Below are 15,886 nucleotides of genomic sequence, written 5' to 3'. Positions count from 1 at the left end.
CGCCATAGCTGGTTGGCCGCAGATCGCCAGCCGCCTATGTCCCGAAATCCGAAATCACGAAAGAACCTCTTGACGCTTCACACGCAGAGCCTGCTCAGCGGGTGAACAGCAGAACCGAGTTCGTGCCGCCGAAGGCGAAGGAGCTGCTGATGGCGGCGCGCAGCTGCGAGGCTTGCGCACCCCTGTCGCGCACCAGGTTCAGCGCGCAGGCGGGATCGATCTCGCCGCAGTGCGCGTTCGGCGGCAGTTGCTGTTCGCGCAGGGCCATCACGGTGATGACCGCCTCCAGCGCGCCAGCGCCGCCCAGCAGATGGCCGTGCAGAGCCTTGGTCGAACTCACGCGCAGGTCGTCGAGTGCATCGCCCCACACGGCGGCCAGCGCATCGCGTTCGACCGCATCGCCGATGCGCGTGGCGGTGCCGTGCGCGTTGCAGTAGCCGATGTCGCGCGGCGTGAGCCCGGCCTGCCGCAGGGCGGCACGCAGCGCACGGGCCTGGCCTTCGACGTCGGGCTTGGTGAGGTGGGTGGCGTCGCAACTGCTCCCCCAACCGGCCAGCGTGGCCTGCGGTGTGGCACCGCGGCGGCGGGCGTGCGCTTCCGATTCCAGGATCAGGAAGGCGGCGCCTTCGCCCAATGCGAAACCGCTGCGGTCGGCGGCGAAGGGCCGCACCGCCGTGGCCGCTTCGCCGGGTTGGAAGTGCGCCAGCGTCTGCATGGCCTGCCAGGCCAGCACCACGCCGGGGACGATCAGCGATTCGCTGCCGCCGGCGATAGCCACGTCGACCTCGCCGTGTCGCACCGCCTTGGCCGCTTCGGCGATCGCCAGCGACGACGACGCGCAAGCCACGGAGTAGGTGAGCACCGGGCCCTGCGCGCGCTGGCGCATCGCGACGTGCGACGCCGGGGCGTTCGGCATGAAGGCCGGGATGGTGAGCGGCGGCACGCGTCCATTGCTGCTGCGATAGGCAACTTCCAGCGCGGCGGCACCGCCCATGCCGCAACCGGCGAAGACGCCGATGCGTTCCGGCGCAATCGCATCGGCGGCCAGCGCGGCATCGCGCCAGGCCAGGTCGGCCGCGGCGACGGCGAGCTGGCTCACCCGGTCGACCCCTGCGAGCTGCAGCTTGGTGAACCAGCGGGCGGCGTCGAAGTCGACCGTGGCGGCCGCTGCGGGCTTGGGCAGTTCGGGAAAGACGGGCTTGAGTGCGGATTCGCCCCGCATCAGCGCGGCGAAGAGGGCGTGCGGGTCGTCGCCGTGCGGCGCAACGACGCCCAAACCCGTGACGACGACAGTGCTCATCGTGGCAGTGGCCCTTAGGCGACTTTCGCGGTGCGGACCTTGTCGACCAGCGCGGCGAGTTCGGCCAGCGTGTCGATGTTCGGGTTGTCGTCGGGGACTTCGATGCCGAACTTGTCTTCGATCTCGAAGATGAATTCGGCCAGCGCCAGCGAGTCGAGGCCCTTCTCGCGCATCGAGGCGTGGGGGTCCAGTTCGGACGACGGGATGCCGTACTTTTCCTGGATCAGATCCTGCAATTCCTTCAACGAACTCATGGTGTGTTTTCCGCTCTGCGAGTCGTGGGCGATGATATCTGCTGAGTTCCGGGCCGCCAGCGCATCGACGGCAGCGCGAAGGCAATGCCGAGGGCGGCGCCGGCCAATGCGTCGAGTGCCACATGCTGCTTGACGGCCAGGGTCGACCAGGCGATGGCGAGGAACCACAGCGCGTTGCCGACGCGCAGCCAGCGCGGCACGCCGGCGTCGCGCAGCACCTGCTCGATCCGGAGGGTGGTGAACATCGCCGTGGCCACATGCAGCGACGGGCAGGCGTTGCCGGCCGCGTCCACGCCCTGCAGCAGCGCGAAGCCCGCATAGCCCGAGGCGTCGAAGCCCAGCGGCGGCACGGCGGTGGGCCAGAGGTAGAACAGCAGGAGCCCGGTGAGGCTCATCGCGGTCAGCCAGAGGCCATAGACCACCAGCTCCCAGAAGCCGCGCTGCAGGCCCGGCCCCACACCGATGTAGAACCAGAGGCTGAGATAGATGAACAGGGCGCCCGGCTGGAAACCGATCCAGCGGTCGAGCGCCGTTTCGGGCATCACGACGACCGGGAACACCGGGTGGCGCAGCACGTAGAAGTAGCCGATGAAGAAGGCGGAGGTGACCGCCGTGGTGCCGAGCACCTTCAGCCACAGCAGCTTGCGCATGCGGTAGCCGATCTCGGCAGTCCACGGCGAGAGGGCTTGCAGGTGGTGCGGGGGCTTCAAGGCTGGAAGGGCGGCAGGCCCCGCAGTCGTTTCATGAACAGCGACGGCAGGCGCAGCAGGAACTCGGCCATCAGACGCGCATGCATCCACGACAGCAGCAGGTTGTCGCGCACATAGTTGAAGTGCGACACGCCGCCCTCGGCGGCCGTGAGGTACTTCACTGGCGCATCGACGTTCTGCGGCTTGACGCCGTTCCAGACCAGTCGCACCACGGCTTCGGTGTCGAAGTCGAAGCGGCGCATCCAGGGCTGGGTACGCATCACGTCGATCAGCGCGTTCACCGGGTAGATGCGAAAGCCGTAGAGCGAGTCGCCGACGCCGGCCCAGAGGGTCTCGATGTGGGTCCAGCCGTTGGAGAGTTTGCGGCCCCACACCCGCACCCGGGGCGCGCTGGCATCGAAGATCGGGCGGCCGAGCACCAGGGTGTCGGGCCGTGCCTGCGACGCCCGCATGAAGGCAGGGATGAGGTCGGCCGGATGCTGGCCGTCGGAATCCATCGCCAGCGCATGGGTGAAGCCGGCTTCGCGCGCCGCTTCGAGCCCTCGCAGCACGGCGGCGCCCTTGCCCTGGTTCTCGGGCAGTTGCCATACGCGCAGGCCCGGATCGGCGGCGGCGAGCTGCTGCAGGCGTTCGCCCGTGCCGTCGGTGCTGCCGTCGATCACGACCCAGACGGGGTTCCATTGCGCACGCGCTGCCGCCACGGTGGAGAACAGGCGCTCGCCTGTGTTGTAGCTGGGAATCAGGACGAGATGGGTGCGCGAAGGTTCTTGCATTCGATCGGCGCCTGGGTGGCGCTCTGTTCCATGGAGTGGCGAAAGTAAAGTTCGAGCTCGAGCAGCAGGGCGGCGCTGTTCGGCGTCGGCGCAAAGCGATCGCCCAGGCGCAGCGTGAAGACCAGCGGCAGCGGCGGCACGCGCCAGAACGGCCAGCCTTTGCCGAGGTACGGCGAATCGGTGTCGATGAAGACGGTCTGGATCGGCGCCTGCGCCAGCTTGGCGATCAGCGTGACGCCCGGCCGGAAGGCGTTGAGCGGCGGCGTCACCGTGCGCGTGCCCTCGGGGAAGATCACGAGCTGGCCGCCGCGCCGGAGGTCCTGCACCGCCAGCCGCACCATGGTGTGGGCCGAGTCGTTGCGGATGTAGTGCGCCAGCCGCGCCCCGCCACCGAGAAACACGTTCTTCATCAGCCCGGCCTTCATGATGCAGGCGCTGCGCGGCAGCCGCGACACCAGCAGCAGGGCGTCGAGCATGGTCGGGTGGTTGGCCACGAGGATCAGGCCGCGCTCGTCGCGCAACGCATCGAGGCAGCGCGCGTCGATGCGCATCATGCCGGTGACCGACGCGATGGCCCAGAACAGGCGGTAGGCACCGGCGATGACGCGGCGGCCCAGCGGCCGGGCGGTGTCCGGCGGCAGCACCGGGTACAGCAGCATCGCGACCAGGTTCCAGCCGAGCGACACCAGGCCGAGGCCGAGCAGCAGGGCGTAGAGCGGCGGCGCGAGGGCAATCGACAGGGCCCGGCGCAGCAGCGTCTTCATCGCGAGCCCGCCTTCGTCACGCGCCGAGGGCCCCTGGCGCCACGGCGTGCGCCTCGATCTCGACCAGCAGGTCCTGGCGGCAGATGTCGGCCTCGAGGTAGACCGCCTGGCGCACCGTGGGTGCGTCGGCGCCGAGCGTGTCGACCAGCACCTGACGGACCACCGGCGCATCGGCCACGTGGCGCACGTACACCACGGCTTCGAGCTTCGGCAGGGCGAATCGGGCGCTGGTGCGCGCGTTCGCCGCCTCGATCACGGCCGTCAGGTTGCGCAGGGTTTCAGCCGTCTGGGCGCGCACGTCACCGAGGTGGACCGTCTCGTGGCCGATGATGCTGGCCGTGCCGGAGATGAAGAGGGCCACGTCGCCGCCGCCGAGATCGGCCAGCGCCGCGCGCGAGAAGGTGGGCGAGCGCGGGCCGTAGGTTTCGGGGTAGCGGTAGGCCGACACCTGGCGCGGGTTCTCGACCGGCAGCGGCGCGATCTGGCCGGCCAGGAAGCGGATGCACAGCGAGCCCTGGCGAATGCCCAGGGCGCAGGCGGCGGGCGCCCCTTCGAAGGCGGCCTGGCCGGCGTCCAGGAAGGCTTGCTGGCGGCCCATGTTGAACTGGCGGTAGCGCTCGAGGCCACCGCCGTCGCCGTTGATCTGCGGCAGGTAGTTCCAGATGCGCAGCAGGTGAGGGCAGCCGCTGTCGGCCAGCGCGCGAAAGAGGTCGGTGTAGGCGCGCTCGGCCAGCTTGGCGACGCCTTGATGCTCGACGGCCTCATCCAGATCGATGGCGCCCAGCACCCAGTGGCCGTCGGTGCGCCAGCGCGCGACACCGGTGGTGCCGGAGCGGATCTCGCCGTTGGCGTGCCAGACATCGGCCATCGGCCCGCCGTCGGACAGCACCTGGGCGTTCACCGTCGGCATCCACGCGAGGTTGTCGGGCGTGCCGTAGCCGAGGCCGCCGAAGGGCGAACTGCCACCGGCGGCCATGGCCAGCCCTTGCGACAGGCTGAGCCGTTCGACGCGAAGCGGCGGGATCTTCAACAGTTCTCGAGCACTCATCAAAAAACCTCCACCCGGTGGGCTGTGTTGCGAATTCGGTCGTGAGGCGCCAGCGCTGCGTTCATTTCACTTCCTGGATGTTCTCGCCGGCCAGCAAGCCGAGATCGCGGATGTTGTGGCGACGCCGGCGCCAGGCCTCCCAGGTGCGCCGCGGATGGGAGGCCGAGACGGCGTAGTAGATGCCCTTGAGCACCCGCAGCGAACCCCAGATGGGCGTCTTGCCGTGCACGTCGCCGGCCAGCAGCGACATCAGGGCCTCCTTCACCCGGAACGGGTTCTGCGGGTACATGAAGAACTCGCGCATGGTCGGGTTGGTCACGCGGAAGATGAACCACGAGAACTCGCGCGGCCCCTTGCGCATGTAGCGCTCGAAGCGCCGCCGGGCCGCGGCGGCTCGCTTCGGCTGGTCGAGCGTGATGGCGACGACCTCGGCGCCTTCGAAGGCGCTGTGCATCGCCAGGTACACGCCCGAGGAGAACACCGGGTCGACGAAGGTGAAGGCATCGCCCAGCATCAGGTAGCGCTCGCCGCTGCAGTGCGTGCTGGTGTAGGCGTAGTTGCCGGTGGCGTACACCGCGTCGTCGACCAGCGTCGCGCCCTTCAGGCGCTCGACGAGCTCCGGGCACATCGCGATGGTGTCGGCGAAGAATTCGTTCAACGGCTTGGTGCGCGACTTCAGGTAATGCGGCCAGCACACCGAGCCCACGCTGGTGCTGCCGTCGGCCAGCGGGATGTACCAGAACCAGCCATGCTGGAACCAGAAGATCGTGATGTTGCCTTCGAGCTTGCCCTCGCCCCGCAGCGCGTTGGCGAAGTGGCCGAAGAGGGCGGCGCTGTTGTGCCTCGGGTTCTTCTGCTTGGCCTTGAACTTGTTGCCGAGGAAGGTGTCGCGGCCGGAGGCGTCGATGACGAAGCGGGCGCGCCAGGTGCGCGCGGCGCCGTCGTCGAGCGTGGCCTGCACGGTGGCGCCGTCGACGTCGAACTGCACGTCGCGCACGCGGGCGCCCTCGATCGTCGTCGCGCCCTGCGCGGCGGCGTTGCGGAAAAGGATCTCGTCCATCTCCGAGCGGCGCACCTGCCAGGCATAGGGCATGGACTTGTCCCAGGCTTCGGCGAATTCGAGCCGGGCCACGTGGTCATGGTCGGGCGAGACGAACTCGACGCCCCACTTGGGCATCCCGATGCGCTCGATCTGCTCGCGCACGCCCAGTTTGTCGAAAAGCGCCACGTTGGCTGGCAGCAGCGATTCTCCGATGTGGAAGCGCGGGTGGTGCGCCTTCTCCAGCATCACGACCTGCCGGCCCTGGCGCGCGAGCAGCGCCGCGGCGGTGGCGCCGGCCGGGCCGCCGCCGATGATCAGGACATCGCAGCGGTCTGCGGGTGCGCTGTCGGCGGGGCTCATGCGGGTTTGACGGCGGTGTACTCGGAGAACACGCCCAGTTCGACATGCCGGCGCACATCGCTGAAGCCGGCGTCGCGCAGCGCCTGCATGACCTGCTCGGGCGGAATGCAGGCTTCGATCGTGTCCCAGTAGTAGCGCCACAGCTCGGCGGTGTCGTGGCGCCGGCCGATGAAGCGGGCGATGAGCGGCACCACGGCGCGCATGTAGGCCTTGAGCAGCGCCGTGCCGATGCGGCCGCGCGGCTTGCTGATTTCCAGCACCAGCACCCGGCCGCCGGGGCGCAGTGTGCGATGAAACTCGCCGAAGGCGGCCGCCACGTCGCTGATGTGACGCAACGCATAGCCCATGCTGACGAAATCGCTGCTGGCGTCGAGCCGCGGCAGGGCTTCGGCCTTGCCCTGGACGAGTTCGACGCCGGGCAGGTCGATCTGCTTCATCATGCCGGCGCTCGGATCGACACCGACCAGGCGGCCGGTCGGGCCGATGAGGCGCAGGGCTTCGCGTGCCACCAGGCCGGTGCCGATGCCGACGTCGAGCACTTCGGCCCCCGTGCGCAGGCCGGCGCGCTGCAGGGCGCTGCGGCGGTACCAGGGGCCGGAACCGAAGGCCAGCACACGCTCGATGCGGTCGTAGTCGGGGGCGGTGTCGTCGAAGATTCGGCGCAGAAAGGCTTGGTGTTCGTCCTCGTTCCCGTAGTAGAGCGGCAGCGGTGCGTGCGGTGGCAGCAGGGCCGGGTCGGCGGGCACGGTCGAGGGCAATGGCGTCATCGGCGGATTATCCCCAAAAGCGTGTGCCGCCCCGGCCTGATCTGGACCGGCGTTGCGTGCGGCGGACAGTAAACTCGTGGCTGCTTTGACAACACACGACAGCGAGAGAGGAAGCCATGGCCGGACACAGCAAATGGGCAAATATTCAGCATCGGAAGGGCCGGCAGGACGAGAAGCGGGGCAAGCTCTGGACCCGCGCGATTCGTGAGATCACCGTGGCCGCGCGGCTGGGCGGCGGCGACCTGACGACCAACCCGCGCCTGCGCCTCGCGGTCGAGAAGGCCAAGGCGGTCAACCTGCCGATCGACACCGTCAAGCGCAACATCGACAAGGCGACCGGCAACCTCGAAGGCGTGAGCTACGAGGAGATCCGCTACGAGGGCTACGGCATCGGCGGCGCGGCGATCATCGTCGACACCATGACCGACAACCGCGTGCGCACCGTGGCCGAGGTGCGCCACGCCTTCTCCAAGCACGGCGGCAACATGGGCACCGAAGGTTCGGTGGCCTTCCAGTTCAAGCATTGCGGGCAGTTCGTCTTCGCGCCGGGTGCGGACGAGGACAAGGTGATGGAGGTCGCGCTCGAGGCTGGCGCCGAAGACGTTGTGACCGACCAGGATGGCGCCATCGAGGTGCTGACGGCGGTGACCGATTTCGAGGCCGTGAAGAACGCCCTCGAGGCCGCCGGTCTGGTCCCCGACGTGGCCGAGGTCACCATGCGGGCCGAGAACACGATCGAGCTGTCGGGCGAGGAGGGCGCGAAGATGCAGAAGCTGCTGGACATCATCGAAGACCTCGACGACGTGCAGGACGTGTTCCACAACGCGGTGATCTCCGAATGAAGACGCTTGTCATCGGCGGTGGCGGCCGCGAACATGCCCTGGCGTGGCGCCTGGCCCAGTCGGAGCGCGTCTCCAAGCTCTACGTGGCGCCCGGCAACGGCGGCACGGCCACCGACCGGCGCTTCGAGACGGTGAACATCACCGACCCGGTGGCGCTGCGTGAATGGGCCCAGAAGGAAAAGATCGCGCTGACGGTGGTCGGCCCCGAAGGCCCGCTGGCGGCCGGCGTGGTCGACGAGTTCCGCGCCCACGGCCTGCGCATCTTCGGCCCGACGCAGGCGGCCGCGCAGCTCGAAAGCTCCAAGGCCTTTTCCAAGGCCTTCATGAAGCGCCACAAGATTCCGACGGCCGAGTACGAGGCCTTCACCGATGCGGCCGCGGCCCACGCCTATGTCGATGCGAAGGGCGCGCCGATCGTCGTCAAGGCCGACGGTCTGGCGGCCGGCAAGGGCGTGGTGGTGGCGATGACGGCGCAGGAAGCGCACGACGCCATCGACTTCATGCTGGTCGACAACAAGTTCGGCGTGGCCCACAACGCCGGCGGCGCCCGGGTGGTCATCGAAGAGTTCCTGCAGGGTGAAGAAGCCAGTTTCATCGTCATGTGCGACGGCAAGAACGTGGCAGCCATGGCGACCAGCCAGGACCACAAGCGCCTGCTGGATGGCGATGAAGGCCCCAACACCGGCGGCATGGGCGCCTATTCGCCGGCACCGGTGGTGACGGCCGAGGTGCACGCCAAGGCGATGCGCGAGATCATCCTGCCGACCATCCGCGGCATGGAGAAGGACGGCATCCCGTTCACCGGTTTCCTCTATGCTGGCCTGATGATCGACGCGGCTGGCCAGCCCAAGACGCTCGAGTTCAACTGCCGCATGGGCGACCCCGAGACCCAGCCGATCATGATGCGGCTCAAGTCCGATCTGTTCGAGGTGTTCTGGCATGCCACCGACGGCACGCTCGACCAGGTCGACCTGGAATGGGACCGCCGCGTCGCGCTGGGCGTGGTGCTCGCGGCCCACGGCTACCCCGAATCGCCGCGCAAGGGCGACCGCATCGCCGGCATCCCGGCCGAAGCGCCCGATGCCATGGTGTTCCATGCGGGCACGACACTCGACGGCGCCGAGCTGAAGACCAGCGGCGGCCGGGTGCTGTGCGTGACGGTGCTGGCCGACAGCGTGAAGCTGGCGCAGCAGCGTGCCTACGAGGTGGCCGCGCAGGTGCGCTTCGATGGCGTGCAGTACCGCAAGGACATCGGATTCCGCGCGCTTCAGGCGCGCAACGGCTGATGCGGGTCGACCCGGCCGTCGTCGGCGACTACCTGCGCGGCCTGCAAGGGCGCATCATGGCCGCTGTGGAGGCGGCCGATGGCGGCACGGCGGTGCGCGATGCCTGGCAGAAGGAACCGGGCGAGGCGCTGCAGGGCAGCGGCCTCACCTGCATTCTCGAAGGCGGCGCGCTGTTCGAGCGCGCCGGCTGCGGCTTCTCACGGGTGCGCGGGCCACGGCTGCCGCCCTCGGCCACGCAGCACCGACCCGAGCTGGCGGGTGCACCCTTCGAGGCCATGGGCGTGTCGCTGGTGTTCCACCCGCGCAATCCGTACGTGCCGACCGTCCACATGAACGTCCGCATGATCGCGGCGCAGCCCGAAGGCGGTGCGCCGGTGTGCTGGTTCGGCGGTGGCATGGACCTCACGCCGATCTATGGCTTCGAAGACGATGCGGTGCACTTCCACCGCAGCTGCCGCGATGCCCTGGCGCCCTTCGGCAACGACAAGTACCCGCGCTTCAAGACCTGGTGCGACGAGTACTTCGTCCTCAAGCACCGCAACGAGCAGCGCGGCATCGGCGGCGTCTTCTTCGACGACTTCTCCGAGCTCGGCTTCGACGACAGCTTCGCGATGCTGCGTGCCGTCGGCGACACCTTCCTGCCGGCCTACCTGCCGATCGTCGAGCGTCGGCGCGACACGCCCTACGGCGAGCGCGAGCGCGCCTTCCAGCTGTACCGGCGCGGCCGCTACGTCGAGTTCAACCTGGTGTGGGACCGCGGCACGCATTTCGGCCTGCAGTCGGGCGGCCGCACCGAGTCGATCCTTCTGTCGATGCCGCCGCTGGCGAGCTGGGCCTACCAGCAGTCGCCGGCGCCGGGCACGCCCGAAGCCGCGCTCTACAGCGACTTCATCGTGCGCCGCGAATGGCTTTGATGCCTGCGCGCCTGGGTGTGTTCGGCGGGGCCTTCGACCCGCCGCACAACACGCACGTCGCGCTGGTCGAAGCGGCGCTGGCGCAGCTGTCGCTCAGCCAACTGCGCATCTTCCCGACCGGCGACGCCTGGCACAAGACCCGCCCCCTGAGCCGGGCCGCCGACCGTCTGGCGATGGCGCAACTGGCCTTCGGCCCATTGCCGCAGGTGGTGGTGGATGCGCGCGAACTGCAGCGCACCGGGCCCACCTACACGCTGGACACGCTGCGCGAGCTGCGGCGCGATTTTCCGGCGATGCAGCCGGTGCTCATCATGGGCAGCGACCAGGCGGTGGCGCTGCCCCGCTGGCACGGCTGGCAGGAGATTCTGTCCATTGCTATTGTTTCCATAGCTGAGCGGTTAGAATCCGCCGGCTCCGATGGATCGGCGATTCGCTTCGATCCGCGGACGCTGCCCGGCCTGCCGGCCGGCGCGCGCTTCGAGACGCTCGAACTTCCCCCGGTGGACACCAGTGCAACCGACATCCGCACCCGCGCTGCCCGCGGGGAGAACGTCGCTGCGCTGGTTCCCCCCGACGTTGCGCGCTATATTGACCAACACCACCTCTACGCTCCCGCCTGATGACCACTGAAGCCGCCGCCAAGAAAGACACCCAGAAACTCCAGCGAGCCATCATCGACGGGCTCGAAGACGTCAAGGCGCAGGACATCCAGGTTTTCGACACCGAGCATCTTTCGCCGCTGTTCGAGCGCGTGATCGTCGCTTCGGGCACGTCCAACCGCCAGACCAAGGCGCTCGCCTCCAGCGTGCGCGACGCGGTGCGGGAAGCCGGCTTTCCGAAGCCGCGCATCGAGGGCGAGGACAACGGCGAATGGATCATCGTGGACTGCGGCGCCGCCGTGGCGCACATCATGCAGCCGGCGATCCGCCAGTACTACCACCTCGAGGAAATCTGGGGCGACAAGCCGGTGCGGCTCAAGCTCGGTGCGGCCAAGCCGGCCGCGGTGAATGCCGACAGCAGCGCGCCGAAGGACAAGAAGGCCGAGAAGCCGGTGACGTCGCTGCGCCGCGCGAGTGCCGCCAAGACCGCCATCCGCGAAGCCGAGCTGGAAGCCAAGGCCGAGAAGCTGAAGGCCAAGCCGGCCCCGAGAAAAACCAGTCGCGCCCCGGCACGCAAGACATCGGCCTCGGGCGCCGCCCCCGCCAAGAAGATTCCGGTGAAGAAGATCGGCGCACCCCTGAAGAAGGCCGCCGCCAAGAAGGCGCCCGCGCGCAAGACTGCTCCGCGCAGCAAATGAAGCTGCTGGTGGTCGCGGTCGGGCAGCGCATGCCCGACTGGGCGCAGACCGCCTGGGACGACTACGCCAAGCGCTTCCCGCCCGAGCTCAAGCTCGAGTTGCGCGCCGTCAAGACCGAGCCGCGCGGCTCGAAGACGCTCGACACGCTCTACGCGGCCGAGCGCGAGCGCATCGAGGCCGCCATCGCCAAGGGCATGCGCATCGTGGCGCTCGACGAGCGCGGCACCGCGCTCACCACCAAGGCATTGGCCGCGCGGTTGCAGAACTGGCAGCTCGAAGGCGACGACGTGGCGCTGGTCATCGGTGGTCCCGATGGGCTCGACCCGGCCTTCAAGGCCGCCGCGCACGAACGCATCCGCCTGTCCGACCTCACCTTGCCGCATGCCATGGCGCGCGTGCTGCTGGTCGAGCAGCTCTACCGTGCCTGGTCGGTCAATGCCGGCCATCCGTACCACCGCGAATGAGTGACCTGTTTCTTTATCTGGCCTCGCAGAGCCCGCGCCGCGCCCAGTTGCTGGGGCAGTTGGGTGTGCGCCACGAACTGCTGCTGGCCGCGCCCGACGAGGACGCAGAAGCGCTCGAAGCGCTGCGCCCCGGCGAGTTGCCGTCGGCCTACGTGCAGCGTGTGACCGGGCTCAAGCTCGATGCGGCGGTCGCGCGGCATCGCCGGCTCAAGCTCCCGCCTGCGCCGATCCTCTGCGCCGATACGACGGTCGCCTTCGGCCGCACGATCCTCGGCAAGCCGGAGGACGGGCGCGATGCCGAGCGCATGCTCTCGCAGCTTGCCGGCCGCACGCACCGCGTGCTCACTGCCGTCGCCGTGCAGCAGGGGCGCCGGCGCCACGCCGCCCTGAGCGTGTCGCGCGTGCGCTTCGCGCCGATGACCCGCGCGCAGATCGCCCGCTACGCCGCCAGCGGCGAGCCGCTCGGCAAGGCCGGCGCCTACGGCATCCAGGGCGCGGCCGCGGCCTTCGTCGAACACATCAGCGGCTCCTATTCGGGCATCATGGGTCTCCCGCTGTTCGAGACGGCCACGCTGCTGCGGCAGGCCGGCCTGAAGCTCTAAGCTCCCACGTCAGAGACACGCATGCAAGACATACTGATCAACTGGTCGCCGCAGGAGACCCGGGTTGCGCTGGTCGAGCATGGGGCGGTGCAGGAACTGCACGTCGAACGCACGCTGGAGCGCGGCCTGGTCGGCAACGTCTACCTTGGCAAGGTGTCGCGCGTGCTGCCCGGCATGCAGTCGGCCTTCATCGACATCGGCCTGGAACGCACGGCCTTCCTGCATGTGGCCGACATCGTCGCGCCGTTCACGCCGGGCTCGCGCCCCGTCACGCAGGCGGCCGACCGCGACCATCGCAACGCCAGTGCGATCGTGCCGATCGAGAAGCAGGTGTTCGAAGGCCAGTCGCTGCTGGTGCAGGTGATCAAGGACCCGATCGGCACCAAGGGGGCCCGGCTGTCGACGCAGATCAGCATCGCGGGACGGCTGTTGGTGTTCCTGCCGCAGGACAACCACGTGGGCGTGTCGCAGAAGATTCCGCTCGACCAGCGCGAGAGCCTGCGCAAGCGCATGCAGACGCTGATCGATGCCGCCGCGGCGGCCGACAGCGGCGGCACGGTGCCGGCGAACACCGGTGGCTTCATCCTGCGCACCAACGGCGAGGATTCGGCCGACGCCGAACTGGCCGAAGACATCGCCTACCTGCGCAAGACCTGGTCGCGCATCCGCGACATGTCGACCCGGCTGCCCGCCATGTCCCTGTTGCATCAGGACCTGAGCCTGCTGCAGCGCGTGCTGCGCGACATGACCAGCGAAGAGACGCAGACCATCCGCATCGACTCGCGCGATCAGTTCGACGTGCTGCTGAAGTTCGGCCTCGAGTTCATGCCGCAGGCCGCCGGCAAGCTGCAGCACTACAAGGGCGAGCGCCCGATCTTCGACCTGTACTCGATCGACGAGGAGATCGCCAAGGCCCTGGGCCGACGCGTCGACCTGAAATCGGGTGGCTACCTGGTGGTCGACCAGACCGAGGCGCTCACCACCGTCGATGTGAACACCGGCGGCTTCGTCGGCGCCCGTAATTTCGACGACACGATCTTCAAGACCAACCTCGAAGCCGCGCAGGCCATCGCACGGCAATTGCGGCTGCGCAACCTGGGCGGGATCGTCATCGTCGACTTCATCGACATGGCGCGCGATGACCACCGTGAACAGGTGCTGGCCGAGTTCCGCAAGCAGCTGGCGCGCGACCGCGTGAAGACCAGCGCCGGCGCGTTCTCGCCGCTGGGCCTGGTCGAGATGACCCGCAAGCGCACCCGCGAATCGCTGGCCCACATGCTGTGCGAGCCTTGCGTGGCCTGCGGCGGCCAGGGCATCGTCAAGACAGCGCGCACCGCGGCCTACGACGTGATGCGCGAGATCCTGCGCGAGGCGCGGCAGTTCACGCCACGCGAATTCCGCATCGTCGCGGCGCCCCAGGTGATCGAGCTGCTGCTCGACGAAGAGAGCCAGCACCTAGCCGGGCTGAGCGACTTCATCGGCAAGCCGATCTCGCTGCAGGCCGAACCCGCCATGGGACAGGGCCAGTTCGACATCGTCTTGCTGTGACGGCGGCTACAGCGTCGGCGCCTGTCCGGGTGCCGCCGTGCTGACGGCCCGCGTCTGCAGCCGCGCATAGAGCCCGTCGAGCGCCATGAGCTGTGCATGGCTGCCCTGTTCGGCGATGCGGCCGCGCTCCATCACGACGATGCGGTCGGCGTGCTGGATGGTCGACAGGCGGTGCGCCACGATCAGCGTGGTGCGACCCTGCATCAGGCGCTGCAGGGCCTCTTGCACCAGCCGTTCGGATTCGGTGTCGAGCGCCGAGGTGGCTTCGTCGAGCAAGAGCACCGGTGCGTCCTTGTAGAGCGCACGTGCGATGGCCAGGCGCTGACGCTGGCCGCCCGACAGCTGGGTCGCGTTGTGGCCGAGCACGGTGTCGATGCCTTGCGGCAGGCCCTTCACGTGGTCCGCCAGATTGGCCGCGGCCACGCAGGCCAGCACGCGCTCGCGATCGATATCGGCACCGAGCGCGACGTTGGCGGCAAGGGTGTCGTTGAGCATCACCACGTCCTGGCTGACCATCGCGAACTGGCCGCGCAGGCTGGCCAGTTGCCAGCCGCTGACCTCGTGGCCGTCGACCGACACCTGGCCCTCGGTGGGCAGCACGAAGCGCGGCAGCAAGTTGACCAGCGTGGTCTTGCCCGAGCCCGAGGGACCGACGAAGGCGACCACCTCGCCCGGTGCGATCGAGAGGCTGACACGGTCAAGCGCCGGCGCCTCGTCCTCGCCGCGATAGCGCACCTCGACGTCGCGCAGCTCGATACGACCTTCGGCGCGCGGCAGCGAGAAGCCGCCTTGCGCTTCCGACGCCACATCGTCGATCAACGCGACACCACGCTCCAACGCCGCCAGGCCTCGGGTGATCGGGTTGGCCATGTCGGCGAGGCGACGGATCGGCGCGATCAACATGAGCATCGCCGTGATGTAGGCAACGAAACTGCCGACCGTCAGGCCCTGCTCGCTGCTCTGCCACAGCGCGATCATCACCACGACCGAGAGCGCGACGGCCGCGAGCAACTGAGTGAGCGGCGTCATCGCGGCAGAGGCGATGGTCGACTTCACGGCGAGGCGGTTGAGGGTCTGGCTGAGCCGGTCGAAGCGCTCCGTCTGGCCGGCCTCCGCGCCGTGCAGCCGCACCATGCGGTGCGCCAGCACGTTCTCCTCGACGACGTAGGCGAGGTCGTCCGTGGCGGTCTGGCCCAGGCGCGTGAGGTGGTAAAGCCGCTTGGAGAGCACCTTCATGATCCACGCCACGCCGGGCACCAGCACGCCGACGATGAGCGTCAGCTTCCAGTTGAGATAGACGAGATAGAAGAGCAGGGCGACCAGCGTGAAGCCATCGCGCGTGAGCCCGAGCAGCGCCTGCACCAGCAGCATCGAGCCGGTCTGCACCTCGTAGACGATGGTGTTCGACAGGGTGCTGGCCGACTGGCGCGAGAACAGGGTGAGTTCGGCCGTGAGCAGGCGCTGGAAGAGCACCCGGCGGAGGCGCTGCATGCCCTCGTTGGCGATGCGCGCGAGCGCGTATTGCGAGACGAACTGCGCCAGCCCGCGCACCGCGAACAGCAGGATGATGGCCGCCGGCACCATCCACAGCGCGAGCTGGCCGCGCGTGAAGCCCCGGTCGAGCAGGGGCTTCAACAACGCCGGCATCAGGGGTTCGGTGAGCGCGGCGACCAGAGCTGCGCCGATGGCCAGCGACCACCACCGCAGCGAGCCACCGAACCAGGACATCAGTCGGGCGAGGCGGCGCGTCAGGCGAGGGCGCGCGATATCGCCGGAGGGGGAAGACTGCATGGCGGCGGATTCTACGGGCGGATGTTTCACCTCTTCTCTGTAGGACCACGCTGATGTATTTGGCGCGCGTCACGAGTTGCGCTTTGGCAATGTGTACCATCGCGGGTTGCCGACATCAGTGATC

At 68.8% G+C, this 15,886-nt stretch carries 17 protein-coding genes; 8 read left to right on the top strand and 9 right to left on the bottom strand.

Annotated elements, in window-relative coordinates; translation table 11 throughout:
- Positions 1-94: 94 nt before the first annotated feature.
- The 8 genes from ACSFBE_RS03650 to ACSFBE_RS03615 form a co-directional block, all read right to left on the bottom strand.
- Positions 95-1,300, bottom strand: a complete 1,206-nt coding sequence (locus tag ACSFBE_RS03650) for a beta-ketoacyl-[acyl-carrier-protein] synthase family protein (protein WP_435489018.1) — start codon at positions 1,298-1,300, stop codon at positions 95-97.
- Between the two features lie 14 nt (positions 1,301-1,314).
- Positions 1,315-1,554 carry an acyl carrier protein gene (locus ACSFBE_RS03645; protein ID WP_435489017.1) on the bottom strand — a complete coding sequence of 80 codons (240 nt, stop codon included), beginning with the start codon at positions 1,552-1,554 and terminating at the stop codon, positions 1,315-1,317.
- Positions 1,551-2,264, bottom strand: a complete 714-nt coding sequence (locus ACSFBE_RS03640; RefSeq protein WP_435489016.1) for a phosphatase PAP2 family protein — start codon at positions 2,262-2,264, stop codon at positions 1,551-1,553. The genes ACSFBE_RS03645 and ACSFBE_RS03640 overlap by 4 nt, the downstream gene beginning before the upstream one ends.
- Positions 2,261-3,037: a glycosyltransferase family 2 protein gene (locus tag ACSFBE_RS03635; RefSeq protein ID WP_435489015.1), complete on the bottom strand. Its 777-nt coding sequence runs from the start codon at positions 3,035-3,037 to the stop codon at positions 2,261-2,263. Before ACSFBE_RS03635 ends, ACSFBE_RS03640 begins: the two co-directional genes overlap by 4 nt.
- Positions 3,004-3,801 (bottom strand): lysophospholipid acyltransferase family protein, encoded by a 798-nt coding sequence (locus ACSFBE_RS03630; protein WP_435489014.1) that lies wholly within the window; start codon positions 3,799-3,801, stop codon positions 3,004-3,006. Before ACSFBE_RS03630 ends, ACSFBE_RS03635 begins: the two co-directional genes overlap by 34 nt.
- Positions 3,802-3,817: 16 nt before the next feature.
- The gene (locus tag ACSFBE_RS03625; RefSeq protein WP_435489013.1) at positions 3,818-4,849 is read right to left on the bottom strand and encodes a chorismate transformation FkbO/Hyg5 family protein; all 1,032 of its coding nucleotides are present in this window, start codon (positions 4,847-4,849) and stop codon (positions 3,818-3,820) included.
- A gap of 61 nt (positions 4,850-4,910) precedes the next feature.
- The gene (locus ACSFBE_RS03620; RefSeq protein ID WP_435489012.1) at positions 4,911-6,251 is read right to left on the bottom strand and encodes an NAD(P)/FAD-dependent oxidoreductase; all 1,341 of its coding nucleotides are present in this window, start codon (positions 6,249-6,251) and stop codon (positions 4,911-4,913) included.
- Positions 6,248-7,018, bottom strand: a complete 771-nt coding sequence (locus tag ACSFBE_RS03615) for a class I SAM-dependent methyltransferase (protein ID WP_435489011.1) — start codon at positions 7,016-7,018, stop codon at positions 6,248-6,250. The genes ACSFBE_RS03620 and ACSFBE_RS03615 overlap by 4 nt, the downstream gene beginning before the upstream one ends.
- Before the next feature lie 116 nt (positions 7,019-7,134).
- Here ACSFBE_RS03615 and ACSFBE_RS03610 point away from each other — a divergent pair, with 116 nt between their 5' ends.
- Genes ACSFBE_RS03610 through rng form a run of 8 tightly spaced genes read left to right on the top strand, consistent with a single transcriptional unit; the run spans position 7,135 to position 13,971 of the window.
- On the top strand, positions 7,135-7,860 hold the full coding sequence (locus ACSFBE_RS03610; RefSeq protein ID WP_435489010.1) for a YebC/PmpR family DNA-binding transcriptional regulator: 726 nt from the start codon (positions 7,135-7,137) through the stop codon (positions 7,858-7,860).
- Positions 7,857-9,146 (top strand): phosphoribosylamine--glycine ligase, encoded by a 1,290-nt coding sequence (gene purD, locus ACSFBE_RS03605; RefSeq protein WP_435489009.1) that lies wholly within the window; start codon positions 7,857-7,859, stop codon positions 9,144-9,146. Before ACSFBE_RS03610 ends, purD begins: the two co-directional genes overlap by 4 nt.
- Positions 9,146-10,060 carry an oxygen-dependent coproporphyrinogen oxidase gene (hemF, locus tag ACSFBE_RS03600; protein ID WP_435489008.1) on the top strand — a complete coding sequence of 305 codons (915 nt, stop codon included), beginning with the start codon at positions 9,146-9,148 and terminating at the stop codon, positions 10,058-10,060. The genes purD and hemF overlap by 1 nt, the downstream gene beginning before the upstream one ends.
- Positions 10,051-10,680, top strand: a complete 630-nt coding sequence (gene nadD, locus ACSFBE_RS03595; RefSeq protein ID WP_435489007.1) for a nicotinate (nicotinamide) nucleotide adenylyltransferase — start codon at positions 10,051-10,053, stop codon at positions 10,678-10,680. The genes hemF and nadD overlap by 10 nt, the downstream gene beginning before the upstream one ends.
- Positions 10,680-11,357 carry a ribosome silencing factor gene (gene rsfS / locus ACSFBE_RS03590; RefSeq protein ID WP_435489006.1) on the top strand — a complete coding sequence of 226 codons (678 nt, stop codon included), beginning with the start codon at positions 10,680-10,682 and terminating at the stop codon, positions 11,355-11,357. The genes nadD and rsfS overlap by 1 nt, the downstream gene beginning before the upstream one ends.
- Complete coding sequence (rlmH, locus tag ACSFBE_RS03585; protein ID WP_435489005.1) at positions 11,354-11,821, top strand: 23S rRNA (pseudouridine(1915)-N(3))-methyltransferase RlmH; 468 nt, start codon at positions 11,354-11,356, stop codon at positions 11,819-11,821. Before rsfS ends, rlmH begins: the two co-directional genes overlap by 4 nt.
- Complete coding sequence (locus ACSFBE_RS03580) at positions 11,818-12,423, top strand: Maf family protein (protein ID WP_435489004.1); 606 nt, start codon at positions 11,818-11,820, stop codon at positions 12,421-12,423. The genes rlmH and ACSFBE_RS03580 overlap by 4 nt, the downstream gene beginning before the upstream one ends.
- Positions 12,424-12,444: 21 nt before the next feature.
- Positions 12,445-13,971 carry a ribonuclease G gene (gene rng, locus ACSFBE_RS03575; protein ID WP_435489003.1) on the top strand — a complete coding sequence of 509 codons (1,527 nt, stop codon included), beginning with the start codon at positions 12,445-12,447 and terminating at the stop codon, positions 13,969-13,971.
- Positions 13,972-13,977: 6 nt separating this feature from the next.
- Here the strand turns inward: rng and msbA are convergent, their stop codons facing one another.
- Complete coding sequence (gene msbA, locus ACSFBE_RS03570) at positions 13,978-15,762, bottom strand: lipid A export permease/ATP-binding protein MsbA (RefSeq protein ID WP_435489002.1); 1,785 nt, start codon at positions 15,760-15,762, stop codon at positions 13,978-13,980.
- Positions 15,763-15,886: the final 124 nt, after the last annotated feature.

Origin of the sequence: Variovorax sucrosi (genome assembly GCF_051216635.1) — a bacterium.
In the GTDB taxonomy this organism is placed as follows: domain Bacteria; phylum Pseudomonadota; class Gammaproteobacteria; order Burkholderiales; family Burkholderiaceae_C; genus Variovorax.
The sequence above is the reverse complement of the archived record's forward strand: the minus strand, read 5'-3'. Positions and strand labels throughout refer to the sequence as shown.